Below are 21,720 nucleotides of genomic sequence, written 5' to 3' on the forward strand. Positions count from 1 at the left end.
CCTCAAGCAGCCTCGCACCGCATGCGAGGCGACAGGGACTCTTAAGGAGATCTCATGGCGCGAGAGTCCGAGTTCCTGTCCCTCAGCGATGAGGCGTTGCGCGCCGTCATCGGGCCGCAGAGCCGCCACCTGGCTCTGATCGAGGACGCCTTCAAGGTGCTGGTCGAGACGCCGGGCGGGGGGGTGTCGATCAACGGCTCGACGCGGGATCGCGCCCAGGCGCGCCGGGTGATCGAGGCCCTGTCGAACCGGGCCGAGGCGGGCGCCGAGATCACCGAGGCCGACGTGCGCACCGCCCTGGGCGCCGCCGTGACCCAGCCCCGCGCCGAACCGGCGGGCCGCAGCGGGGGACGCAGCGTGCCCGAAGGCGCCGCCCTGCCCGTCGGCCGTCGCGGCGCTATCGCCCCCAAGACGGCGTCTCAGGCGCGCTATCTGGAGATGCTGGGCCGTTGCGAACTGACCTTCGGCGTCGGCCCGGCGGGCACGGGCAAGACCTTTTTGGCGGCGGCCTACGGCGCCTCCCTGCTGAAGCGGGGGCAGGTGGACCGGCTGGTCATCACCCGCCCGGCGGTCGAGGCGGGCGAGAAGCTGGGCTTCCTGCCGGGCGATCTGAACGAGAAGGTCGACCCCTATCTGGCGCCGATTTGGGAGTCGCTGAACGACATCCTGGGCGTCGACGACGTGCGCCGTCGCCGCGAGAAGGGCGAGATCGAAGCCGCCCCCATCGCCTTCATGCGCGGCCGCACGCTCAGCCACGCCTTCATCATCGTCGATGAGGCGCAGAACACCTCGCGGATGCAGATGAAGATGGTGCTGACCCGCTTGGGCGAGGGCGCGCGCATGGTGGTGACGGGCGATCCGTCGCAGGTCGATCTGCTGAACCCGCGCGATTCCGGCCTGGCCCACGCCCTGCGCATCCTCAAGGACGTGGAGGGCGTCGGCGTGCAGCAGTTCAAGTCCGAGGACGTGGTGCGCCACGCCATGGTCGAGCGCATCGTGCGCGCCTATGACAGCGACGCCGCGCGCAGCCGCCCCTTCCCCGACCTTGAGGACGACGCCTGATGATCGAGGTCGAGATCGACAGCGAGGGCTGGACCGAGGTCCTGCCCGAGGCGGCGGCGATCGCCGAACGCGCGGCGAGCGCGGCCCTGGGAACGATCGAAGGCGATGTGGTCGTGCTGTTGGCTGACGACGCAGCGGTGCAGGATCTGAACGCGCGCTTTCGCGACAAGGACCGGCCGACGAACGTGCTGTCCTTTCCGGCCGCCGAGAGCGCCTTTCCGCATCTGGGCGACGTGGTGCTGGGCTACGCCTATTGCGCGGCGGAGGCTAAAACGCAGGGCAAGACCCTGTCGGATCATCTGAGCCATCTGGTCGTCCACGGGGTGCTGCACCTGCTGGGCCGTGATCACGAGGACGACGCCGAGGCCGAGGAGATGGAGGCCGAGGAGCGCGAGATCCTGGGCGAATTGGGCGTCGCCGATCCCTATGCCGCCGAGAATGGTGCGATCGAGCATGAGGGCGCCGCGTGAGCGGGGCGCTCGCCGCCCGGTTCGCGGGCCTTCTGAACAACCGCTGGGGCCGGATCGCTCTGGCGCTTCTGGCCGGGGCGGGCGCCGCCCTGGTCCATCCGCCGTTCGGTTTCCTGCCGGGGCTGCTGGGCTATCCGCTGCTGTTGCTGCTGGCGGATCGTTCAGGCGGGATGAAGGGCGGTTTCTGGGTCGGCTGGCTGGCGGGCTTCGCCTATTTCTTCATCGGCTGCTGGTGGGTGGCCGAGGCCTTTCTGGTCAATCCGGCTCAGGCCTGGATGGCGCCGTTTGCGGCCAGCCTGCTGCCGGCGGGCATGGGGCTGTTTTGGGGGCTGGCGACCATGGCCTATCGCCGCTTTAGCCCGGCAGGCGTGCGGCGCATCCTGCTGTTCGCGGCCCTGTTCGCCCTGTTGGAGTGGACGCGCGGCCATGTGTTGACGGGCTTTCCGTGGAACCCGGCGGGCGCCGGCTGGGCGGCCGGATCGGCCATGTCGCAGTTCGCCTCGATCGGCGGGGTCTATGGGCTGGGCCTGATCACGGTGGCGGCGGTCAGCGCCTTGGCGCCTCTGGCGGATGCGGGGCCGCGACGGCCGCGCCTGATCGCGGCGGGGCTGGGCGCGTTGACCCTGATCGGCTTGTTCGTTTTCGGCGCCGTGCGCCTGTCATCGGCGCAGGTGGTGCAGACGCCGACCTTGGTGCGCCTGGTCCAGGCCGACATCGCCCAGGACTACAAGTGGAGCCCCGAGGCCTATCACGCCATCCTGGGTCGTTATCTGGAGTTGACCGCCCAGCCCGCCGCCGCCCTGCCCGACGTGGTGATCTGGCCCGAGGGCGCCCTGCCGACCACGGCCAATGATCTGTTCGCCACCAATGACGCCTATGCCGTGGCCGCTGCGTTGCAGACAGGCCAGACGCTGCTGGCGGGCCTGAGCCGAGGCGAGCCGGATCCCAGCGCCGAGACCGGCGCCCGCTATTATAACAGCCTGTTCGCCCTGCATGACGAAGGGGCGATGGGCCTGCGCATCGGCCCGATCTACGACAAGCACAGGCTGGTGCCGTTCGGCGAATACCTGCCGATGGGCGCGTTGATGAGCAAGATCGGGGTGCGCAGCCTGGTCCACGTCCCCGCCGATTTCACAGCCGGACCGACGCCCGCGCCGATTAGCCTGGTCAACGCCCCGCCGGTGCAGCCGCTGATCTGCTACGAGGCCCTCTATCCCGGTTTTACGCCAGCGACGGCGGCGACGCGCCCGGCGTGGATCGTCAACGTCTCCAACGACGCCTGGTTCGGCAAGACGTCGGGTCCGCGCCAGCATCTGAACCTGGCTTCCTATCGCGCGCTGGAGACCGGTCTGCCGGTGGCGCGGGCCACGCCGACGGGCGTCTCGGCCATGATCGACCCCTGGGGACGGATCGTGGAGGGCAAGCGGCTGGACCCCGGCCAGGCGGGGATCATCGACGTGCGTCTGCCGCAGGCGGCGCCGCCGACGCTCTACGGCCGGTGGGGCGATATGGGGTTCGCCGTCTTGCTGATTATAATGCTGATCGCGGGGCGGGGCCGCGCCGGAATTGGGAGACCGGCGCGTTAACCATATCGTGAGGGGCGACTGCGCCCCTGAGACGCGAAAACGCATGACAGAGGCCGGGGGCGGCGGCATGTCGACAAGAAAAACAGGGAAGAGGGCAGGACATGGTCAGGGGTTCCGGGGCTGATGGTCCCCATCTGGTGGATCGGCATGTGGGACGGCGCGTCTGTGAGAAGCGCATCGCTCTGGGCTATAATCAGACCGATCTGGGCCAGGCGCTGGGGGTCACCTTCCAGCAGGTGCAGAAATACGAGAAGGGCGCCAATCGGATCTCGGCGTCCAAGCTGTGGGACATCGCCCGCTTCTTTCGCGTCGACATCGGCTATTTCTTCGAGGGGCTGACCGGCGCGGTCCAGCCGGGTATGGCCGAGGGCGAGGCGGAGCCCTTCGTGCACGACTTTCCCGCCACTCGTCAGACCATAGAGATCGGCCGTCTGGCGCCGCGCCTGTCGTCGCGCCAGCAGAAGCTGGTGGTCGATCTGATGCGCGAGCTGGTCGAAGACGGCGTCGACAACGACGGCTGAAGGCGTCGCGAGCCAGCGGACAAAGAAAAAGGCGCGGAGCGATCCGCGCCTTTTCCTGACTTGGAGCTCGCTTGAGATCAGGCGGTCAGCGCCGTCTCCGAGGCGACGATGCGGCTGGCGGCGTGGACCACGGCGCCGATGCGCAGAGCGGCCTGGATCTGGACGTTCGGCACGGCGTGTTTGCGCAGCTCGCCCTCGTGGGCGTCCAGGCAGGCGCCGCAGCCGTTGATGGCCGAGACGGCGGTCGACCATAGCTCGAAGTCCAGCTTGTCGACGCCCGGATTGGCGATGACGTTCATCCGCAGCTTGGCCGGCAGCGTCGTGTACTCCTGGTTCTTCATCAGGTGTAGCGAGCGATAGTAGATGTTGTTCATGCCCATGATGGCGGCGGCGGCCTTGGCGGCGTTCATCGCTTCGGGCGTCATGACCGTCGCGGCCTGGGCCTCGATCAGCTTGACCACGGGGCCGACGCCGATGGCGTGCGCCGAGGCCAGGAAGCTGCCCCACTTCTGCTGGTCGTTCAGCACGGTCTCATTGGCGAGCGAGGACAGGTTCAGCGAGATGTCCTTGCCATAGGCCGGGATCAGGTCGCGCAGGGCGTCGATGGACATTTTCGTGTTCCTTTCAGGAAGCGACGCTTCAAAGAGCGGCTATCGTTCGCGACGCGGTCGCTTACTTCTTGAGCCGTCTTTTGGGGCCGTATTTCGTGATGGGCGCTTAAGTCGCGAGGCTCTGTGAGCCGAGCATAGCGCCCAAATAAAATCATCAGGCATGAAAAAGGCGGCGACAGTCGCCCGCCGCCGCCTCTTTCGAGGGGCGGCCCGGACCCTACTCACGCGGTCCGGGCCTGGTCGTTGCGACCCTTGGGCCAGTACTTACGCGGCCAGGGTGTCGCCGCCGACCGGACGGTTGCAGGCGCACAGCTCGTCGGTCTGAAGAGCATCGACCACGCGAAGCGTGTCTTCCGGCGAACGGCCCACGTTCAGGTTGGTGACGTAGACGTGCTGGATGACGTTGTGCGGGTCGACGACGAAGGTCGCGCGCAGGGCCACGCCTTCTTCTTCGTCCAGCACGCCCAGGGCGCGGGCCAGCTTGCCGCCGTTGTCGGCGAACTGCCAGATCGGCAGCTTGTTCAGGTCGGCGTGGTCACGACGCCAGGCCAGCTTGGTGAACTCGTTGTCGGTCGAACCGCCCAGGACCACGGTGTCGCGGTCCTCGAAGTCCTTGCCCAGCTTGGCGAAGGCGGCGATTTCGGTCGGGCAGACGAAGGTGAAGTCCTTCGGGTAGAAGAAGATGACCTTCCACTTGCCTTCGAAGCTGTCCTGCGTGACGGCTTCAAACGCCGACACGCCGTTTTCCTCGTGGCTGTTGAAGCCCGGCTTGACGCCGATAATTTTGAAATCAGGCAGTTTTTGACCGACGCCGAGCATCGCGCTTCTCCTAGATGCAGAAAAATGGACCGCCGGATCGCGGGGAGTGCGAACCGTCGAAGCCATGAGATGGCCCCTGGCGCAGCTTAAGTCAAATCGATCATTTTGCTCGATGGAATAGATTTATATTATGATCGAGGCGAAACTGGTATAAGACAGTTCGATTGGTTCAGGCCTGATGATAGATTTGTCCTATGTCAGCTCTGGCCGCATAGCTGTGTGAAGTCATGTCCGTCCTGCCTACCCTGCGTCAGCTGCAATATCTGAAGCTCCTGGCCGAGCATGGCTCGTTCAGCCGCGCCGCCGAGGCCGCCCACGTCAGCCAGCCCGCCCTGTCGTCGGGGGTGCAGGAGCTGGAGCGGGTGCTGGGCGCGGCGGTGGTGGAACGCACGCGCGGCGCGGTGATCCTGACGGCCGTGGGCGCCGAAGCGGTGCGCCGGGCCGAAGACGTGCTGGCTCGCGCCGAGGATCTGGTCGAGGCGGCCCAGAATGCGGGCAAGCCGCTGTCGGGCCGGTTTCGTCTGGGCGTCATTCCAACGGTCGCGCCCTTCCTGCTGCCGCGCGCCCTGCCGGGGCTGAAGACCCTTTATCCGGGCCTTCGCCTGTTCCTGCGCGAAGATCTGACGCCGCGTCTGATCGCCGGACTCAAGGCGGGCCATCTGGACGCCGCCGTCATCGCCCTGCCCTATGAGGCCTCCGGCATCGACCACGCCCGCATCGGCGACGACGAGATCATGGCCGCGGCCCCGGTGGATCATCCGCTGGCGGGGGCCGGGCCGATCCCCGACGGCATGTTGAAGGCCGAAGACCTGATCCTGCTCGAGGACGGCCACTGCCTGCGCGACCAGGCGCTGGCGGCGGTCAATATAGAGGCGCCGCGCGGCGAGGACGTCTTCGCGGCAACCTCCCTGCACACCCTGGTGCAGATGGTGTCCTCGGGGTTGGGGGTCAGCTTCCTGCCGCAGATGGCGGTTCAGGCGGGGCTGGCCGACAATCCGGGCGTGGTGATCCGCCCGATTTCGGCGGAGGCTCCGCGTCGCGAGATCGTCGTCGCCTGGCGCGCCGGGTCCAGCCGCGCCGCTGAGGCGCGTCTGCTGGCCGAGGCGCTGAAGCTGGACTGAGCCGCGTCAGCCGAACAGGCGGCTGTCCCACCAGACCGGCGTCTCCAGCCCCGGCTTGATGCGGGCGAAATCGGGATGGGCGGTGTTGAAGACGAAGTTGCGCTCCATCCGCGCCACGACCGAGGGCGTGATCAGCAGGGCCGAACGGGCTTCCGCATGCCAGGCGCGGCCGAAGGCGCGCGCCGCCGCCCCGCCCGGCTCGGCCCAGCCGGGGACCAGGTCCGGATTGACCACTTCATAGGAGACGCCCGCCGGGATGTGGATCTCCACATGGTGCTGGCCCAACGGCAGTTCGCCGCCGAAATGGACCAGCTTCTCCAGCATGGCGGTGGAATAGTGCTCGGCGGCGTAGATCACTCGCTGCCCTGCCTCATGCCAGCGGCCGGACGCCCGGCGCGAGCCGCCGTCGCTCCAGATGGGATATTCGCCGCGCGGGTCGCCGATGCGGAATCCCTTGAGCGCGTCGTCCAGCCGACGGTGCATGCCGGACCTAGACCGCGAAGCCGGCGTCGGCGCGGCGCACCAGATTGATCACCGCCTCGGCTCCCGCCGAGCTGGACTGGGCCATGGCCAGGGGGGTGCGGCCGTTCAGCAGCTGATGCGGGCGGTTCAGGAAGCGGACGACGGCGGCGCTGTCGCCGCGATAGGCGCGGCCCACGGCGTCGACTACGCGGCCGACCTCGTACAGGCGCTCGCTCATCTCGCGCGACAGGGGCTTGCGGCTGGTGCGGGCGCGCCGCAGCGTGGCCTCCGGAATGATCTGGCCGACCACGCGGGGCATGCCGATCACCTGGCCCAGGGCGGCGGCGGCGGCGGGCTTCAAGCCTTGCGACACCCGCTCGGCCAGGGCCACGTCGTCCATCGTCTCATTGTCGTTCAGGCCCAGCAGCTTGCCGATCCGCGCCGCGTCGCTGGCGGGCAGGGTCTCGGGCGAGGCGTAGAGGTCGAGGGCGGTCATGGCGGCGGCTTTCGTCATATGACGACAATATGGGCGTCAATCGACGAGGGGGCAAGAGCACGCCGGAATGAGCGGAATGTGTAGACCGGCGTCCAAGAAAAAAAGGCCGGCGGATCGCTCCGCCGGCCTTCATTCTGGTTGGTCTAACGCGCTTTTGCGCGGCTTGAGATCGCTTACTTCTCGTCGCCGCGCGCCAGGTTGCGCAGGACGTAGGGCATGACGCCGCCGGCCTTGAAGTAGTCCAGCTCCGTCTGGTTATCGATGCGGCAGCGGACCGGGAAGCGGGCCATCTTGCCGTCCGACGGACGGAACAGCTCGACCCACAGATCCTGGCGGGGCTTCAGCTTGCCGACGTTGGCGTCGGTCAGGCCGCGGATGGTGACGATCTCCTCGCCCGTCAGGCCCAGCTTCTGCCAGCCGTCTTCCTTGAACTGCAGCGGGACGACGCCCATGCCGACCAGGTTCGAGCGGTGGATGCGCTCATAGCTCTCGGCGATGACGGCGCGGACGCCCAGCAGGCGGGTGCCCTTGGCCGCCCAGTCGCGCGATGAGCCGGTGCCGTACTCCTTGCCGGCGAAGACGACCAGAGGACGGCCTTCCGACTGATAGCGCATGGCCGCATCGTAGATCGACATCGTCTCTTCCGAGGGGAAGTGCTTGGTGACGCCGCCCTCGATGTCCGGGGTGATCTTGTTGCGGATGCGGATGTTGGCGAAGGTGCCGCGCATCATGACTTCGTGGTTGCCGCGGCGGGCGCCGTAGCTGTTGAAGTCCAAGGCGTCGACGCCGTGGTTGGTCAGGTACTGACCGGCGGGCGAGGCCTTCTTGATCGAACCGGCCGGCGAGATGTGGTCGGTGGTGATCGAGTCGCCGAAGATGCCCAGCACACGCGCCTCGACGATGTCCGTGACTGGAGCGGGCTCCATGGTCAGGCCCTCGAAGTAGGGCGGGTTCTGGACGTAGGTGGAGGTGTCTTCCCACTCATAGGTCTGACCGCCGGTGACGGCGATCGCCTGCCAGTGCTCGTCGCCCTTGAAGACGTCGGCGTAGCGCTTGGCGAACATCTTGGGCGTGACCGACTTCTTCTGGATGGCGGCGATCTCTTCCGAGGTCGGCCACACGTCCTTCAGGAAGACGTCATTGCCCTTCTTGTCCTTGCCGATCGGCTCCTTGGTGATGTCGATGCGCATCGAACCGGCCAGGGCGTAGGCCACCACCAGCGGCGGCGAGGCCAGGTAGTTGGCCTGGACGTCTGGGTTCACCCGGCCTTCGAAGTTGCGGTTGCCCGACAGCACCGAGGTGGCGACCAGGGCGTTGTCGTTGATGGCCTTGGACACGGCCGGATCCAGCGGACCGGAGTTGCCGATGCAGGTGGTGCAGCCGTAGCCGACCAGGTTGAAGCCCAGGGCGTCCAGATCCTTCTGCAGACCGGCGTCGGTCAGATAGTCGGTGACGACCTGCGAGCCGGGGGCCAGCGAGGTCTTGACCCAGGGCTTGGGCTTCAGGCCCAGGGCGTTGGCCTTGCGCGCCACCAGACCGGCGGCGATCAGCACCGACGGGTTGGAGGTGTTGGTGCAGGAGGTGATGGCGGCGATCACCACATCGCCGTCGCCGATGTCGAAGCTCTCGCCTTCCACGGCGGCGCGCGGGGCGTCGGCCGGACGGGCGAAGACGCCGGTCAGGGCTTCTTCGAACGACGGGGCGGCGACGGTCAGTTCAACGCGGTCCTGCGGACGCTTCGGACCGGCCAGCGACGGCACGACCGTCGAGATGTCCAGCTCCAGAACGTCGGTGAAGATCGGGTCTTCCGAGGTCTCGTCGATCCACAGGCCTTGCGCCTTGGCGTAGGCTTCGACCAGGGCGACGCGCGCCTTCTCGCGGCCGGTGGCCGTCAGATAGTCGATGGTGGCCTGCGAGACGGGGAAGAAGCCGCAGGTGGCGCCGTATTCCGGGGCCATGTTGGCGATGGTGGCCTGGTCCTCGATGGTCATGCCGGCGATGGCGGGACCGAAGAATTCCACGAACTTGCCGACCACGCCCTTCTTGCGCAGCATCTGGGTGACGGTCAGCACCAGGTCGGTAGCCGTCGCGCCTTCCGGCAGCTTGCCGGTCAGCTTGAAGCCGATGACTTCGGGGATCAGCATCGGGATCGGCTGGCCCAGCATGGCGGCCTCGGCCTCGATGCCGCCGACGCCCCAGCCCAGGACGGCCAGGCCGTTGATCATGGTGGTGTGGCTGTCGGTGCCGACCACGGTGTCCGGATAGGCGACGGTCTTCTTGCCTTCGTCGGCGGTCCAGACGGTCTGGGCCAGGTTCTCCAGGTTCACCTGGTGGCAGATGCCGGTGCCGGGGGGCACGACGCGGAAGTTGTTGAAGGCCGACGAACCCCAGCGCAGGAAGTTGTAGCGCTCGATGTTGCGCTCATACTCGCGCTCGACGTTCTGGCCGAAGGCCTGGGCGTTGCCGAAGTGGTCGACCATGACCGAGTGGTCGATGACCAGGTCGACCGGGACCAGCGGGTTGATCTTCTTGGCGTCGGCGCCGAGCTTGTCCATCGCATCGCGCATGGCGGCCAGGTCGACGACGGCCGGAACGCCGGTGAAGTCCTGCATCAGCACGCGGGCCGGACGGAAGGCGATCTCGTGCTCGACGGCGCCCTTGTTCTCGATCCAGGCGGCGACGGCCTTCAGGTCGTCCTCGGTGACGGAGACGCCGTCTTCGTTGCGCAGCAGGTTCTCCAGCAGCACCTTCATCGAGCGCGGCAGGCGGGAAATCCCGGCCAGACCGGCTTCCTCGGCGGCGGGAAGGCTGTAATAGGCGTATTTCTTGCGCCCGACCGCGAGGTCTTGGCGGGTCTTGAGGCTGTCAATCGACGGCATGGAGAGTAGTCCTCTGACAAACGCCGCCCGACAATTCGGTTGCGCCTTCGCGCGCTGGACGTCGGGGCGCACAGGTCCCCGGCGCGCGCGGCGAAAGCCTGCTGCGGCGCTAGCGCATATAGTCCCGCGCGCGAGGGCCGTCCATGTATCCACACCTTCGACGTGGACATTGATAGAGACTCGCAAGTGCTGATCCGTCTGGACATTCAGGGCTTGAGCCTGTCGCGCGGCGAACGCCGGCTGTTCAGCGACCTGTCCTTCGCCCTGTCGGCGGGCGAGGCGGCGGCCCTGACCGGGGCCAACGGCGCGGGCAAGACCAGCCTGTTGCGCGCCGTGGCGGGCTTCATCCGGCCCGATGCGGGCGCGGTCGTTTTTCATGACGCCGACGGTGCGGTGGAGGCCGAGACGGCCCGGCGCTCGGCGCTTCACCTGCTGGGCCATCACGAGGGTCTGAAGCCCCAGCGCACGGCGCGGCAGGAACTGGGCTTTCAGGTCGAATGGCTGGGCGGATCGGCCGCCGCCATGGACGCGGCCGTCGAGCGGCTGAAGCTGGCGCCCCTGATGGATCTGGAGACGCGCAAGCTGTCGGCGGGGCAGAGGCGGCGGCTGTCGCTGGCCCGTCTGGTCGCCGCCCCGCGCGCCCTGTGGCTGCTGGACGAGCCGCTGGCCCCGCTGGACGAGGCGTGGCGCGGCGTCGCCGCCGAACTGATGGCCGAGCATCTGGCGGGCGGGGGCATGATCCTGGCCGCCGTGCACGACCCCCTGCCGGTTCCGGCCCGCCCTCTTGATCTCGGAGGCGCCCGATGACGGCCGTGCGCGCCCTGTTCGCGCGCGAACTGTCGCTGGCCTGGGGCGGCGGCGGCGGGCCGCTGCTGGCCTGCGGCTTCCTGCTGTGCCTGACGGCCATCCTGCCGCTGGCGGCGGGGGGCGATCCGCGCGTTCTGGCCCCGGCGGCCTCGGGGGCCAGCTGGATGGCGCTGGCCCTGGCCTCCCTGCTGTCGCTAGAGCGGATGTTCGAGCGCGATCTGGAGGACGGGGCGCTGGATCTGCTGGCGACCGGGCCGCTGCCGCTGGAGGCCCTGGTGGCGATCAAGGCTCTGGCGCAATGGCTGGCGACCGGCTTGCCGCTGGCGCTGGCCGCGCCCGTCGCGGCCCTGGCCTTGGGCCAGCCGCCGGAACTGATCGTGCTGACTGGCGCCTCGGCGGCGCTGGGCGGTCTGGGGTTCGCCTTCACCGGGGCGCTGGGCGCGGCGTTGGCGCTGGGCGCGCGGCGCGGCGGTCTGCTGATCGCCGTGGTGGTGCTGCCGCTGTTCATCCCGCCGGTGGTGTTCGGCGCGGGCGCCCTGACCCGCGCCGCCAGCGGGCAGAGCCCGGCCTCGGCGCTGGCCCTGCTGGGCGCCTATGTCCTGTTCGCCTTGGTGATCGCGCCGGTTGCGGGCGCGGCGGCGGTCAAGAACGCGCAGGGCTAGCGCGGTTTCAGGGTCACATAGAGCGCCCCGTCGCCGCCGTGGCGCTGATGGGCCGAGGCGAAGCCGGACACGACGCCGCGCAGATGCGGCCCGGTCAGCCATTCATGGACCGAGGCGCGGATGACGCCGCCGCCGCGCCTGCCCTGCCCGGTGATGACCAGCACCGAGCGCAGGCCGCGCATCTGGCAGCCGATCAGGAAGCCGCGCAGCTGATCCTCGGCCTCGAAGCGGCCGAAGCCGTGCAGGTCGATGCGCGCCTCGATCGGATCGCGTTCGCGCGACAGGCGGCGCTGACGGCGCGGCTCAAGCTCTTCGGGCGCGTGGCGCGGGCGTGGCGCCGCGGCCTTCGGGGGCGGAGGCGTCGCTGAGCGTCCGGCCGAGGCGGGCGTCAGGGCCGTCGCGCGTTTCTTGCCCGTAACGCCGCGCGGGAGCGGCGCGACGAGAGGCGCGGCTTCCTCTCCAAGCGCAGGAATGACGGCGCCGGGCGTCACGCGCGCGGCCTTGCGGCGCACGGGCGGCGTCACCGTGGACGTCACGCGGTTCCAGATGCGCTTGTCGTCGTCGCCGGTCGCAGCTTTCGGCGGTCCCTTGCCCGAAGGGGGGCGGGCCACGCTCAGCCCTCGTCGTCGAAGGCGTCCGGCGGACCGGGCTCATGGGCCAGCAGGTCGCCGGGCTGGCAGTCCAGCTCGCGACACAGGGCGTCCAGGGTGGAGAAGCGCACGGCGCGCGCCTTGCCCGTCTTGAGGATGGACAGGTTGGCGACGGTCACGCCGACGCGGTCGGCGAGCTCCGTCAGCGACATGCGGCGCTGGGCGAGGATGCGGTCGAGTTGGACGCGGATGGCCATGGGGGGAGCTTTAGCGTTTCTCGATCAGATCGTCAGTTCGGATTCGCGACGAAGACGGGCGCCTTCGCGGAACACCTCGGCCAGGACGAAGACGACCAGGACGGAAAAGACGGGCGTGAGCAGGTCGCTGACGCCTTGAGGCTCCATGACGCCGGGGGCGAGGCGCGACGCCACTAGCCCCTGCACGATCCACACCCCGCCGGTGACGACGGCCAGGATCAGGCCGACATGGCGCAGGCGGCGCACATTGTCCGGCTGGAACGGGTCGCCCAGGGTCAGGGTGCGGAAGATCTTGCGCAGATGGCGCAGGATGATCAGGAAGCCGCCGAAATAGGCGCTCAGGGCGCCCAGGGCGAACAGCAGCAGCGGACGCGTCAGCGGCATCTCGCGGCCGTCCGCGCCGTCCGAGACGGTCACGTTCAGATTGTCGATGGGTATGAAGATGGAGGCGACCCACAGAAGCAGCAGCAGGCCGGTGACGAGGATCATCACCACATAGGCCACGTCCAGCGCGATCTTCAGCAGGCTGGCGACGGAGCCGGGACCGATGGTCCTCAGGTTCGGCGTCCGCAGTTGGGCGGCGCGAAGCGGGGTTTGGGCGGCGGTGGCGAGCCGGTTCGGTTTCCGCAAGCGCGTCATCGGGCGTCTCAGGCCGGGGACAGGGGCGCCGTCGCCGCGGCGGGTCCGGCCGACCCGCGCACGGCTCTATTCTTCACGGCGTTCATGGCGATCGTCAAAGTCCCCCTCGAACTCTGCAGGATCAGAAGCTCTGAACGATCAGGGCGATCGCCGCGACGGGCAGGGCGGCCAGCAGGAAGGCGTTGCCCAGGCTGTGAGCCAGACGGTCCATCAGATTGGTCTTGTGCATGGCTTGCATATCGGTCTCTCCATCAATGCACGTTTTTTGTGCGTATTTGTTGTGCCGCTGGATCATTGTTGCGAGATATTTCTCTCGTTTGAACGGTGCGGCCGTCCGTCCTTGAAAATGAAGATAGGTCGTGCGCCGACGAAAGCCAACTTACATATCGTTTAACGATGTTACCATTTCGCAATGGACCGGACGGGACTAAGGTCGCGCCATGAATCTCAAGCTGATCAAGGGGATGCGGCTCGTCGCCGCCACCCACAATCCGGGCAAGGCGCGCGAGATCGAAGCGCTGCTGGATGGACATTACACGATCGTCACCGCCGGAGAGCTGAATCTGCCCGAGCCGGACGAGACGGAGAGCACTTTCGTCGGCAACGCCATGCTGAAGGCGCGTCACGCGGCCCAGGCCTCGGGCGAGGTCGCCCTGGCTGACGATTCCGGCCTGTCGGTTGCGGCCCTGGACGGGGCGCCGGGCATCTATTCCGCGCGCTGGGCCGGGCCGACCAAGGATTTCGCACTGGCCATGAAGAAGGTCGAGCAGCGGCTGGAGGAGATCGGCTCGACGGACCGCCGCGCCTGGTTCACCTCGGCCCTGGCCGTGGCCTGGCCCGACGGCCCCTGCGTGGTGGTCGAGGGGCGGATCGACGGCGAACTGGTCTTTCCGCCGCGCGGCGACCGGGGCTTCGGCTATGATCCGATCTTCCGGCCGGAAGGCTCGGAACTGACGTTCGGCGAGATGGATCCGGTCGAGAAGGACGCTCTCAGCCACCGCGCGCGCGCCTTCGCCCGCCTCAAGGCGGCGCTGATTGACTGAGACGCCCGCCGCACGAGCCGCGGCCCTGCGCCAAGGCGGCGATAGGGGCGAGCAGTCATCTGTCCCTCAAGCAGCCGCCCTCCGCGAGGGCGGCGATAGGGACGAAAAAGACTCCATCGCCCTCTACGTCCACTGGCCCTACTGCGCGCGCATCTGTCCCTATTGCGACTTCAACGTGGTGCGCGACCGGGGGCGGACGCAGGAGCAGGCGGAGCTGACGCAGGCCATCCTGAACGACCTGGAGGCGCAGGCCGCCCTGGTCGGGCCGCGCGCCCTGGCCTCGATCTTCTTCGGCGGGGGCACGCCGTCCTTGATGCCGCCCGACGCCGTGGCGGCGGTGGTCGAGCGGGCCAGGGCGTTGTTCCCTCCTTCTGGCGATATTGAGATCAGCCTGGAGGCCAATCCCACCGACGCCGAGGCCGGGCGCTACGCCGCCCTGGCCCAGGCCGGGATCAACCGTCTGTCGATGGGGGTGCAGTCGTTCGACGACGCAGCGCTGAAGTTCCTGGGCCGGGACCATTCGGCCGCCGAGGCGCGCCGCGCCATCGCCTTGGCGGGCCGCGCCTTTCCGCGCCTGTCGATCGATCTGATCTACGCCCGGCCGGGCCAGGGCGTCGCGAACTGGACCGCCGAGCTGACCACGGCGCTCGATCTGGGGTTCGAGCACATCTCGCCCTATCAACTGACCATCGAGGGGACGACGGCCTTCGGCCGGGCCGTGGCGCGCGGCGCCTGGGCGCCGCCGGACGAGGATCTGGCCGCCGCCCTCTATGAAGCCACGCAGGCGACGCTCGAGGCGGCGGGGTTCGAGGCCTATGAGGTGTCCAACCACGCTCGCGACGTGGCCGCCCGCTCCAGCCACAACCTGCATGTCTGGCGCGGCGGGGACTATCTGGGCCTGGGGCCGGGAGCGCATGGGCGGATGACGCTGGCTGAAGGGCGGGTCGCCACCGTGGCCGCGCGCCGCATCGGCGACTATGTCGCGGGCGTCGCCGCCGGATCGCCCTGGGCCGAGCGCGAGGTTCTGGAGCCGCAGGACGCTGACGAGGAACGCGTGCTGCTGGGCCTGCGCACGGTCGAGGGCGTGCCCTTGGCCCTGCTGCAGCGGCTGGGCCTGTCGGCGGTTGAGGGCCGGCTGGCCGATCTGCTGGCCGACGGATTCCTGAGTCTGAAAGACGGCCGCATCGCCGCCACGGCGACCGGCCGTCCCTTGCTGGACGCGGTGCTGAAGAGCCTGCTGGTCTAGACGATCAGACCGTCGCCGCCGCCTCTTCGATCAGGTCGCAGATTTCGGACGGGTGCGACGCCAGGGAGGCGTGGCTGGCGTCCAGGGTGATGACCTTGCGGGCGTTCAGCCGCGCCGACATCCGCTGCTGATTGGTCGAGGCGATCATGTGGTCCTGGCTCGAGACCTGATACCAGCTCGGCTTGCTGCGCCAGGCGGGCGCCGTGACCGCGTCGCCGAAGGCGGCGGCCAGGGGCGCCTTCTGCGTCACCGCCATGACCAGGGCTTCGTCCGCCGTCAGATCCTGGCAGAAGCTCTCGTGGAACTTGTCGGCCTTGATCCACAGATAGCCGTCGCTGTCGGGGGCCAGGTTGGGGGCGGCGACCGGGGGATCCTGCTGGGTGATGGCGCCGGGGCTTTCGCCTGCGTCGGGCGCGAAGGCGGCGACGAAGACCAGGGCCGCCACGTTCGGCAGGTCGCCGGCCTCGGACAGCACCGCCCCGCCGTAGGAGTGGCCGACCAGGATGACCGGCCCTTCCTGCTGGCGCACCATCTTGCGCACCCGCTCGGCGTCGTCGGCAAGCGAGGTCAGCGGCATCTCGACCGCGTGCAGAGAGGTGTAGCCGCGCTTGGCCAGTTCGGTGATGACCTTGCCCCAGTGGGCGGCGCCGCCCCAGAAGCCGTGAACGAGGACGATGGAGGCGGACTTCGACATGGGCGGATTCCGTTCTGGACGACAGAAGGGTCGATGCGGATCGCAGTGCGCGAACCGGCGGCGGCGTTCCCTGACTCTGGCGGCTTTCACGACACCGTGACGCCCACTAGGATGGAGCCATGTCCGACGCCTCCCTGTTTCCGCCGACCGCCCCGCCCGCGCGCCCCGTTTCGCCGGGCCTCTATCTGGTGGCGACGCCGATCGGGAATCTGCGCGACATGACGCTGAGGGCGCTGGACGTGCTGGCGGCGGCCGATCTGGTGCTGGCGGAGGACACGCGGGTCACGGCCAAGCTGCTGACCGCCTATGGTCTGAAGGCGAAGCTGGAGCGGTGCGACGACCACGCCTCGAACCGCGCCGCGGAGATCGCCGTCGAGCGGCTGAAGGCGGGCGAGGTGGTGGCCCTGGTGTCGGATGCGGGCACGCCTCTGGTGTCAGACCCCGGCTATGTGGTGGCGCGGGCGGCCGTGGCCGAGGGGCTGCCGGTTCATCCCGTGCCCGGTCCGTCCAGCCTGTTGGCCGCCCTGTGCATCGCCGGCCTGCCCGCCGACCGGGTGCTGTTCGCGGGCTTCCTGCCGCCCAAGTCGGCGGCGCGCCGCACGGCGCTGGAGGAGCTGCGGCCCGGCCGTCAGACCCTGGTCTTCTTCGAGAGCGGGCCGCGCCTGCGCGACAGCCTCGCCGACATGGCCGAGGTGCTGGGCGCCCGTCCGGCCGCCGTCGCCCGCGAACTGACCAAGCTCTATGAGGAATGCGTGCGCGGCGATCTGGCTGAACTCGCCGTCGACCCGCGCCTGGACGCGCCCAAGGGGGAGATCGTGGTGGTGGTCGGCCCCGGCGAGGCCGAGGTCGCCAGCGCCGCCGACGCCGACGCCGCCCTAGCCGAGGCCCTGACCCGCCTGCCGCCCGGCGAGGCGGCTGCCGAAGTGTCCAAGGCGTTGAACCTGCCGCGCAAGCCGCTCTACAAGCGCGCGCTGGAGTTGAAGGGGCGGTGAGCCTCGCGCCGCGCCCGCATCCGCCGCCGAAGACGCCCAAGGCGGGCTGGCGCCAGGCGTTAGGCGGACGGTCGCACCGTCAGGGGCACGACGCCGAGTGGATCGCCGCCCTGTGGCTGATGCTCAAGGGCTATCAGGTTCTGGCCTTCCGCCTGAAGGGCCGGGGCGGAGAGATCGACATCCTGGCCCGGCGCGGGCGCGTCCTGGCCGCCGTCGAGGTCAAGCGCCGCGCGACGCTGGAGGCCGCGACCCTGGCCCTGGGGCCGGACCAGCACCAGCGCCTGATCCGCGCGGCCGAGGCGGCGGCGCGCGGGCGACCGGCCCTGTCGGGTCTGGAGTTGAGAATCGACATGGTGGCGCTGGCCCCCGGACGCTTTCCGCGTCATCTTCGCGGCGTGATCTCCACGGGAGCGGACCGGCGTTGACGCGCGAGGAAGCAGAGGCGGTGCTGGCCCAGGCGGGACAGGGGGCGGACGAAGCCTTCCCCCTGCTGGATTGCGCCATCGCCTGCGCCATCCACGACTATCCGTTCCGCGACGCCGACGGGGTGCGCATTCTGGCCGATCACGCCGCCCAAAGGCTCAAGGAGCGGGCCGCCAACGAAAGCCCCGACGACGCCCTGACCGAGGCCCTGGCGGGCGACCTGCGGCTGAACGGCGACCTGCTGAACTACGACCATCCGGCCAACACCGACGTGATTGACGTGGCCGAGCGTCGGCGCGGGCTGTCGGCGGTGCTGGTCATCTTCTATCTGGACGCCGCGCGGCGGGCCGGGCTGACGGCGGCGCCGGTCGATTTTCCCGGCCACGTCCTGCTGCGGGTCGAGACGCCCGAGGGGCCGGTGGCGCTGGACCCGTTCAGCCAGGGGCGGCTGGTCCTGCCGTCGGAGCTGACGCGCCGCGCCCTGCTGGCGGGGCTGACCCCGCATGTGGCCGACCGTCTGGACCTGCTCATGGCGCCGGTCAGCGAACGTCAGGCTCTGATCCGTCTGCAGAATATCCTGTTCACCCGCGCCCTTCAGGCTCGCGACTATGAAGGCGCCGAGCGTTCGGCCCTGCGTCGCGCCCTGCTGGATCCCGAGGATCACCGTCCCTGGCTGGACGTGGCCGCCGCCCGCGAGAAGCAGGGCGCGCTGATCGGGGCCATGCAGGCCCTGTCGCGCGCCCGCACCCTGGGCGAGCCGATCGCCGCCTGCGACGCCCGGCTGGACCGGGTGCGGATGCGGTTGAACTGAAGCGCGGCCTTGCGGCGCGCAGCCTCGCGCCTCAAGTAGGCACTGACGGCGCTTCGGCGCTCAAGCAGCGCGCGCCTGCGGGGCGAGCGTTAGCGCCACTAAAACCAGCTCAAGCAGCGAGCGCCCGCGGCGCGAGCGATAGCGCCACAAAGAAGGACACCCCATGCTCAAGGTCGCCATCCAGATGGATCCGCTCGAGGCGGTCAACGTCGAGTCGGACACCACCTTCCTGATGGCCCTGACCGGGCAGGCGCGCGGCCACAAGCTGTGGGTCTATGACTTCCGCACCCTGGCGCTGGAGGACGGCCGCCTGTTCTGCCGCGCCCGTCCGGTGACGGTGCAGCGCAAGCAGGGAAACCACGCCGACTTCGGCCCCGAGCAGCGGCTGGACCTGGCCGAGGACGTCGACGTCATCCTGATGCGTCAGGATCCGCCGTTCGACATGGCCTATGTCACCGCCACCTATCTGCTGGAGCGGGTGCATCCCAAGACCCTGGTGGTCAATGATCCGGCCGAGGTGCGCTCGGCGCCCGAGAAGCTGATCGCCACCCTCTTCCCCGGCCTGCAGCCGCCGACCCTGGTGTCGTCCGACCCGGAGGCCTTGGTCGACTTCCACCGCCGTCATGGCGATGTGGTGCTCAAGCCCCTGCACGGCGCGGCCGGTTCGGGCGTGGTGCGGCTGAAGGCGGACGATCCGAACCTTGAGGCCCTGATCGAGATTCACGCCGCCGGGTCGCGCGATCCGCTGGTGATCCAGAAATTCATCCCGGCCGTCTCGGCGGGCGACAAGCGCATCATCCTGATCGACGGCGAGCCGGTCGGCGCCATCAACCGCATTCCGGCCAAGGATCAGGTGCGCTCCAACCTGCGCGTCGGCGGCACGGCGGCGCCGGTCGAGCTGACGCCGCGCGACCGGGAGATCTGCGCCGCCATTGGTCCCTATCTGAAGGAGCGCGGCCTGATCTTCGTCGGCATCGACGTGATCGGCGACTATCTGACCGAGATCAACGTCACCTCCCCCACCGGCGCCCAGCAGTTGCTGAACTTCGCCGGCGTCGATGCGACCGAGCGCATGTGGGAGGTCATCGAGCAAAGGAAACGCGCGGCCGCCTGACCCCGCGCTGCATGGGAGGGGACTTTATGAGCGTACTGAAGAAGGCCGGGGCGTCAGCTGTCCTGGCGCTGGCGATCGCCTGCCCGGCGGCGGCCCAGGAAGCCTCGCCCGACGTCGCGCACAAGCGCCCGTCGCTGGAGGTGCTGGAGCGGATCATCGAGACCCGCACGCCGCAGACCCGGATCGAGACGCCGGACCATGACCGTATCAGCGCCCGGCGCATCGATATTGTCGACGCCGACGGGACCATCCGCATGACCCTGTCGGGCGCGACCCCGCCCCCGATCATCGACGGCGTTCAATATAAGCGCGCCTTCAACGTCGCCGGACTGATCCTCTACGACGACAAGGGCAGCGAGCGCGGCGGCTTCGGCACGGCCGACGTCGAGGGCGGCATGGCCGTGCTGGCGCTGGATCACCCGGCGATGGATGCGGTCGGCTGGCGCGTGTCGCCAGACGGATCGGTCAGCTTCGTCTTCAACCAGGCGCCGCCGCTGGTGCGCGAGCCGGGGTTGGGCGGGGCGCTGGTTCCCGGCGTGCAGACGCCGACGCGGATGCGCCTGTCGCTGGCCGCCGACGGGACGCCCGCCGTCGCCCTGTCGGACAGGAACGACAAGCCGCGCCTGCGCCTGACCGTGACCGAGGAGGGCTTCGGCGCCATCCAGTTCCTGAACGCCGAGGGGCAGGTGGTCCACACCATCGCGCCGGAAGCCGACCTGCCGACGAACTGACCGAACAACGCTCTTGTAGTGTTGATTGGTTCGTGATTTGTTCCCTCGACTGCGGGAGGGAACGGCATGGTCGCGCGGGTGGTGACGGTGGCTTTCGATGGCGTCGATGCGCGCCGGGTCGACGTCGAGGTGCAGCAGGTCGGCTCGCCCGCCGGGGCCTTCGCCATCGTCGGCCTGCCGGACAAGGCGGTGGCCGAGAGCCGCGAACGAGTGCGCGGCGCTTTTGCGGGCATTGGTCTGGCGCTGCCGGCGAAGAAGGTGATCGCCAATCTGGCCCCCGCCGACCTGCCCAAGGAAGGCAGTCATTTCGACCTGCCCATCGCCCTGGCCCTGCTGGCCTCCATGGGGGTGATCGGACCGGACGCTCTGGACGGTTGGGCTGCGGTGGGCGAACTGGGTCTGGACGGTCAGATCGCTGCGGTGGGCGGAACCCTGCCTGCGGCGATGGCGGTGAACGCCATGGGGTTGGGCCTCATCTGCCCTGAGGCCAACGGGCCGGAGGCGGCCTGGGCGGGCGAGGCGCGGCTGCTGGCGCCGCGCTCCCTGATTGGCCTGATCAACCATTTCCGCGGAACCCAGGTGCTGCGCCCGCCCCAGCCGGGGCCGGTGCTGGAAGGGCGCGCCGTGCCCGACCTGCGCGAGGTTAAGGGACAGGAGGGCGCCAAGCGGGCGCTGGAGATCGCCGCCGCCGGGGGCCACAATCTGCTGTTCGTCGGCCCGCCGGGATCAGGCAAGTCGATGATGGCGGCGCGCCTGCCGGGCCTGCTGCCGCCGTTGACGCCGATGGAACGGCTGGAGACGTCGATGGTCTGGTCGGTGGCGGGGCTGATCGAGCGCGGAGGGCTGACGCGCGAGCGGCCGTTCAGAGCGCCGCATCATTCGGCGTCGATGGCGGCCCTGACGGGCGGCGGGCTGAAGGCTAAGCCGGGCGAGGCCTCCCTGGCGCACAACGGCGTGCTGTTCCTTGATGAACTGCCCGAGTACTCGCCCCAGGCGGTGGACAGCCTGCGCCAGCCGCTGGAGACGGGCGAGATCGTCGTGGCGCGGGCCAACGCCCATGTGCGCTATCCGGCGCGGTTCCAACTGGTGGCGGCGATGAACCCCTGTCGCTGCGGCGTGGGCGGGCCGGGGCGCGGCGCCTGCGGCAAGGCTCCGCGCTGCCAGAAGGATTACCAGAACCGCATCTCCGGCCCGATGTTCGATCGCATCGACCTGACGGTGGAGACCCCGGCGGTGACGGCCGCCGACATGATCCTGCCCGCCCGGCCGAGGGCACGGCCGAAGCCGCCGCCCGCGTCGCCGCCGCCATGCAGATGCAGGAGGCCCGCATGGTCGAGGCGGGGCTGACGGGAATGCAGGCGCTCAACGCCAGGGCCTCGGGCGAGGCGCTGGGACGGTTCGCCGCCCCGGATCAGGCGGGGCGCGCGCTGCTGATGAAGGCGGGCGAGGCCGGGGGGCTGACCGCGCGCGGCTGGACCCGCACCCTGCGTCTGGCGCGCACCATCGCGGATCTGGACGGCGCGGACGGCGTGCTGCGCCGCCATGTGGCCGAGGCGCTGATGTATCGACGCAGCACGGTCGGCGCCCATGAGGACTTCGACCGCCAGGCCAGTCGCCGCGCGTTGTTTCCCGTGCAGGAAAGCGGGGCGGGACAAACGCCGTTCGTCTGGAATTAACCCCTCGG

At 69.3% G+C, this 21,720-nt stretch carries 23 protein-coding genes and 1 pseudogene; 15 read left to right on the forward strand and 9 right to left on the reverse strand.

The features are described from left to right. Positions 1–54: 54 nt before the first annotated feature. From FGL25_RS15950 to FGL25_RS15965, 4 genes are all read left to right on the forward strand, one after another. On the forward strand, positions 55–1,062 hold the full coding sequence (locus FGL25_RS15950; RefSeq protein WP_088491473.1) for a PhoH family protein: 1,008 nt from the start codon (positions 55–57) through the stop codon (positions 1,060–1,062). Further along, entirely contained in the window at positions 1,062–1,532 is a 471-nt protein-coding gene (gene ybeY, locus FGL25_RS15955) for an rRNA maturation RNase YbeY (protein ID WP_138142249.1), read from the forward strand. Before FGL25_RS15950 ends, ybeY begins: the two co-directional genes overlap by 1 nt. Continuing rightward, the gene (lnt, locus tag FGL25_RS15960; RefSeq protein WP_088410758.1) at positions 1,529–3,118 is read left to right on the forward strand and encodes an apolipoprotein N-acyltransferase; all 1,590 of its coding nucleotides are present in this window, start codon (positions 1,529–1,531) and stop codon (positions 3,116–3,118) included. The genes ybeY and lnt overlap by 4 nt, the downstream gene beginning before the upstream one ends. Before the next feature lie 101 nt (positions 3,119–3,219). Next, entirely contained in the window at positions 3,220–3,639 is a 420-nt protein-coding gene (locus FGL25_RS15965; protein ID WP_138142250.1) for a helix-turn-helix domain-containing protein, read from the forward strand. 77 nt (positions 3,640–3,716) lie between these two features. On the opposite strand, the gene FGL25_RS15970 is transcribed toward FGL25_RS15965, so the two are convergent. Next, on the reverse strand, positions 3,717–4,250 hold the full coding sequence (locus FGL25_RS15970) for a carboxymuconolactone decarboxylase family protein (protein WP_128114734.1): 534 nt from the start codon (positions 4,248–4,250) through the stop codon (positions 3,717–3,719). 264 nt (positions 4,251–4,514) lie between these two features. Continuing rightward, positions 4,515–5,069, reverse strand: coding sequence for a peroxiredoxin (locus FGL25_RS15975; protein WP_128719178.1), 555 nt, complete (start codon positions 5,067–5,069; stop codon positions 4,515–4,517). A 227-nt stretch (positions 5,070–5,296) separates the two neighbouring features. Here FGL25_RS15975 and FGL25_RS15980 point away from each other — a divergent pair, with 227 nt between their 5' ends. Beyond that, complete coding sequence (locus FGL25_RS15980) at positions 5,297–6,190, forward strand: hydrogen peroxide-inducible genes activator (RefSeq protein WP_046652660.1); 894 nt, start codon at positions 5,297–5,299, stop codon at positions 6,188–6,190. A gap of 6 nt (positions 6,191–6,196) precedes the next feature. Here FGL25_RS15980 and FGL25_RS15985 read toward each other — a convergent pair whose 3' ends face one another. The 3 genes from FGL25_RS15985 to acnA form a co-directional block, all read right to left on the reverse strand. Then, positions 6,197–6,673 (reverse strand): RES family NAD+ phosphorylase, encoded by a 477-nt coding sequence (locus tag FGL25_RS15985; protein WP_046652659.1) that lies wholly within the window; start codon positions 6,671–6,673, stop codon positions 6,197–6,199. Positions 6,674–6,680: 7 nt separating this feature from the next. Continuing rightward, on the reverse strand, positions 6,681–7,148 hold the full coding sequence (locus FGL25_RS15990; RefSeq protein ID WP_165906558.1) for an antitoxin Xre/MbcA/ParS toxin-binding domain-containing protein: 468 nt from the start codon (positions 7,146–7,148) through the stop codon (positions 6,681–6,683). 173 nt (positions 7,149–7,321) lie between these two features. Next, positions 7,322–10,027: an aconitate hydratase AcnA gene (gene acnA, locus FGL25_RS15995; protein ID WP_046652657.1), complete on the reverse strand. Its 2,706-nt coding sequence runs from the start codon at positions 10,025–10,027 to the stop codon at positions 7,322–7,324. A gap of 186 nt (positions 10,028–10,213) precedes the next feature. On the opposite strand from acnA, the gene ccmA reads away from it, so the two are divergent. Then, positions 10,214–10,834: a heme ABC exporter ATP-binding protein CcmA gene (gene ccmA / locus FGL25_RS16000; RefSeq protein ID WP_138142251.1), complete on the forward strand. Its 621-nt coding sequence runs from the start codon at positions 10,214–10,216 to the stop codon at positions 10,832–10,834. Beyond that, positions 10,831–11,496: a heme exporter protein CcmB gene (ccmB, locus tag FGL25_RS16005; RefSeq protein WP_138142252.1), complete on the forward strand. Its 666-nt coding sequence runs from the start codon at positions 10,831–10,833 to the stop codon at positions 11,494–11,496. The genes ccmA and ccmB overlap by 4 nt, the downstream gene beginning before the upstream one ends. Here the strand turns inward: ccmB and FGL25_RS16010 are convergent. The 3 genes from FGL25_RS16010 to FGL25_RS16020 are packed head-to-tail and all read right to left on the reverse strand — an operon-like array spanning position 11,493 to position 12,982. Next, positions 11,493–12,107 carry a Smr/MutS family protein gene (locus tag FGL25_RS16010; RefSeq protein ID WP_088491475.1) on the reverse strand — a complete coding sequence of 205 codons (615 nt, stop codon included), beginning with the start codon at positions 12,105–12,107 and terminating at the stop codon, positions 11,493–11,495. The two genes, ccmB and FGL25_RS16010, sit on opposite strands and share 4 nt — an antisense overlap. Before the next feature lie 2 nt (positions 12,108–12,109). Beyond that, the gene (locus FGL25_RS16015; protein WP_003166522.1) at positions 12,110–12,343 is read right to left on the reverse strand and encodes a helix-turn-helix domain-containing protein; all 234 of its coding nucleotides are present in this window, start codon (positions 12,341–12,343) and stop codon (positions 12,110–12,112) included. A 24-nt stretch (positions 12,344–12,367) separates the two neighbouring features. Next, a complete protein-coding gene (locus tag FGL25_RS16020) occupies positions 12,368–12,982 on the reverse strand; it encodes a DUF2975 domain-containing protein (protein WP_052748002.1) in 615 nt (204 codons plus the stop codon). Positions 12,983–13,422: 440 nt separating this feature from the next. On the opposite strand from FGL25_RS16020, the gene rdgB reads away from it, so the two are divergent. Together rdgB and hemW are read left to right on the forward strand one after the other, a co-directional pair. Next, on the forward strand, positions 13,423–14,025 hold the full coding sequence (rdgB, locus tag FGL25_RS16025) for an RdgB/HAM1 family non-canonical purine NTP pyrophosphatase (RefSeq protein ID WP_128719172.1): 603 nt from the start codon (positions 13,423–13,425) through the stop codon (positions 14,023–14,025). Positions 14,026–14,140: 115 nt separating this feature from the next. Further along, the gene (gene hemW, locus FGL25_RS16030) at positions 14,141–15,271 is read left to right on the forward strand and encodes a radical SAM family heme chaperone HemW (protein ID WP_138142478.1); all 1,131 of its coding nucleotides are present in this window, start codon (positions 14,141–14,143) and stop codon (positions 15,269–15,271) included. Positions 15,272–15,275: 4 nt separating this feature from the next. Here the strand turns inward: hemW and FGL25_RS16035 are convergent, their stop codons facing one another. Beyond that, complete coding sequence (locus FGL25_RS16035) at positions 15,276–15,965, reverse strand: alpha/beta hydrolase (RefSeq protein WP_138142253.1); 690 nt, start codon at positions 15,963–15,965, stop codon at positions 15,276–15,278. Positions 15,966–16,084: 119 nt separating this feature from the next. Between FGL25_RS16035 and rsmI the strand changes: the two genes are divergently transcribed. The 6 genes and pseudogenes from rsmI to FGL25_RS16065 all read left to right on the forward strand — a co-directional run bounded on the left by rsmI (position 16,085) and on the right by FGL25_RS16065 (position 21,712). Further along, on the forward strand, positions 16,085–16,957 hold the full coding sequence (rsmI, locus tag FGL25_RS16040; protein WP_138142254.1) for a 16S rRNA (cytidine(1402)-2'-O)-methyltransferase: 873 nt from the start codon (positions 16,085–16,087) through the stop codon (positions 16,955–16,957). Beyond that, positions 16,954–17,382, forward strand: coding sequence for a YraN family protein (locus FGL25_RS16045; RefSeq protein WP_088410747.1), 429 nt, complete (start codon positions 16,954–16,956; stop codon positions 17,380–17,382). The genes rsmI and FGL25_RS16045 overlap by 4 nt, the downstream gene beginning before the upstream one ends. Next, positions 17,379–18,191 carry a SirB1 family protein gene (locus tag FGL25_RS16050; RefSeq protein ID WP_138142255.1) on the forward strand — a complete coding sequence of 271 codons (813 nt, stop codon included), beginning with the start codon at positions 17,379–17,381 and terminating at the stop codon, positions 18,189–18,191. The genes FGL25_RS16045 and FGL25_RS16050 overlap by 4 nt, the downstream gene beginning before the upstream one ends. Positions 18,192–18,354: 163 nt before the next feature. After that, positions 18,355–19,305 carry a glutathione synthase gene (gene gshB / locus FGL25_RS16055; protein WP_138142256.1) on the forward strand — a complete coding sequence of 317 codons (951 nt, stop codon included), beginning with the start codon at positions 18,355–18,357 and terminating at the stop codon, positions 19,303–19,305. Positions 19,306–19,331: 26 nt separating this feature from the next. Further along, a complete protein-coding gene (locus tag FGL25_RS16060) occupies positions 19,332–20,036 on the forward strand; it encodes a hypothetical protein (RefSeq protein ID WP_138142257.1) in 705 nt (234 codons plus the stop codon). A gap of 66 nt (positions 20,037–20,102) precedes the next feature. Further along, a pseudogene (locus tag FGL25_RS16065) lies at positions 20,103–21,712 on the forward strand (YifB family Mg chelatase-like AAA ATPase). Positions 21,713–21,720 lie beyond the last annotated feature (8 nt).

Origin of the sequence: Brevundimonas vancanneytii (assembly GCF_901421975.1) — a bacterium.
GTDB lineage: Bacteria > Pseudomonadota > Alphaproteobacteria > Caulobacterales > Caulobacteraceae > Brevundimonas > Brevundimonas diminuta.

What these genes read in the sequence shown, in the direction of transcription:
- FGL25_RS15950 (WP_088491473.1), top strand. Translation starts at nt 55, where the DNA reads ATGGCGCGAGAGTCCGAGTTCCTGTCCCTCAGCGATGAGGCGTTGCGC.
- ybeY (WP_138142249.1), top strand. Translation starts at nt 1,062, where the DNA reads ATGATCGAGGTCGAGATCGACAGCGAGGGCTGGACCGAGGTCCTGCCC.
- FGL25_RS15965 (WP_138142250.1), top strand. Translation starts at nt 3,220, where the DNA reads ATGGTCAGGGGTTCCGGGGCTGATGGTCCCCATCTGGTGGATCGGCAT.
- FGL25_RS15970 (WP_128114734.1), bottom strand. Translation starts at nt 4,250, where the DNA reads ATGTCCATCGACGCCCTGCGCGACCTGATCCCGGCCTATGGCAAGGAC.
- FGL25_RS15975 (WP_128719178.1), bottom strand. Translation starts at nt 5,069, where the DNA reads ATGCTCGGCGTCGGTCAAAAACTGCCTGATTTCAAAATTATCGGCGTC.
- FGL25_RS15980 (WP_046652660.1), top strand. Translation starts at nt 5,297, where the DNA reads ATGTCCGTCCTGCCTACCCTGCGTCAGCTGCAATATCTGAAGCTCCTG.
- FGL25_RS15985 (WP_046652659.1), bottom strand. Translation starts at nt 6,673, where the DNA reads ATGCACCGTCGGCTGGACGACGCGCTCAAGGGATTCCGCATCGGCGAC.
- FGL25_RS15990 (WP_165906558.1), bottom strand. Translation starts at nt 7,148, where the DNA reads ATGACCGCCCTCGACCTCTACGCCTCGCCCGAGACCCTGCCCGCCAGC.
- acnA (WP_046652657.1), bottom strand. Translation starts at nt 10,027, where the DNA reads ATGCCGTCGATTGACAGCCTCAAGACCCGCCAAGACCTCGCGGTCGGG.
- ccmB (WP_138142252.1), top strand. Translation starts at nt 10,831, where the DNA reads ATGACGGCCGTGCGCGCCCTGTTCGCGCGCGAACTGTCGCTGGCCTGG.
- FGL25_RS16015 (WP_003166522.1), bottom strand. Translation starts at nt 12,343, where the DNA reads ATGGCCATCCGCGTCCAACTCGACCGCATCCTCGCCCAGCGCCGCATG.
- FGL25_RS16020 (WP_052748002.1), bottom strand. Translation starts at nt 12,982, where the DNA reads ATGACGCGCTTGCGGAAACCGAACCGGCTCGCCACCGCCGCCCAAACC.
- rdgB (WP_128719172.1), top strand. Translation starts at nt 13,423, where the DNA reads ATGAATCTCAAGCTGATCAAGGGGATGCGGCTCGTCGCCGCCACCCAC.
- FGL25_RS16035 (WP_138142253.1), bottom strand. Translation starts at nt 15,965, where the DNA reads ATGTCGAAGTCCGCCTCCATCGTCCTCGTTCACGGCTTCTGGGGCGGC.
- rsmI (WP_138142254.1), top strand. Translation starts at nt 16,085, where the DNA reads ATGTCCGACGCCTCCCTGTTTCCGCCGACCGCCCCGCCCGCGCGCCCC.
- gshB (WP_138142256.1), top strand. Translation starts at nt 18,355, where the DNA reads ATGCTCAAGGTCGCCATCCAGATGGATCCGCTCGAGGCGGTCAACGTC.
- FGL25_RS16060 (WP_138142257.1), top strand. Translation starts at nt 19,332, where the DNA reads ATGAGCGTACTGAAGAAGGCCGGGGCGTCAGCTGTCCTGGCGCTGGCG.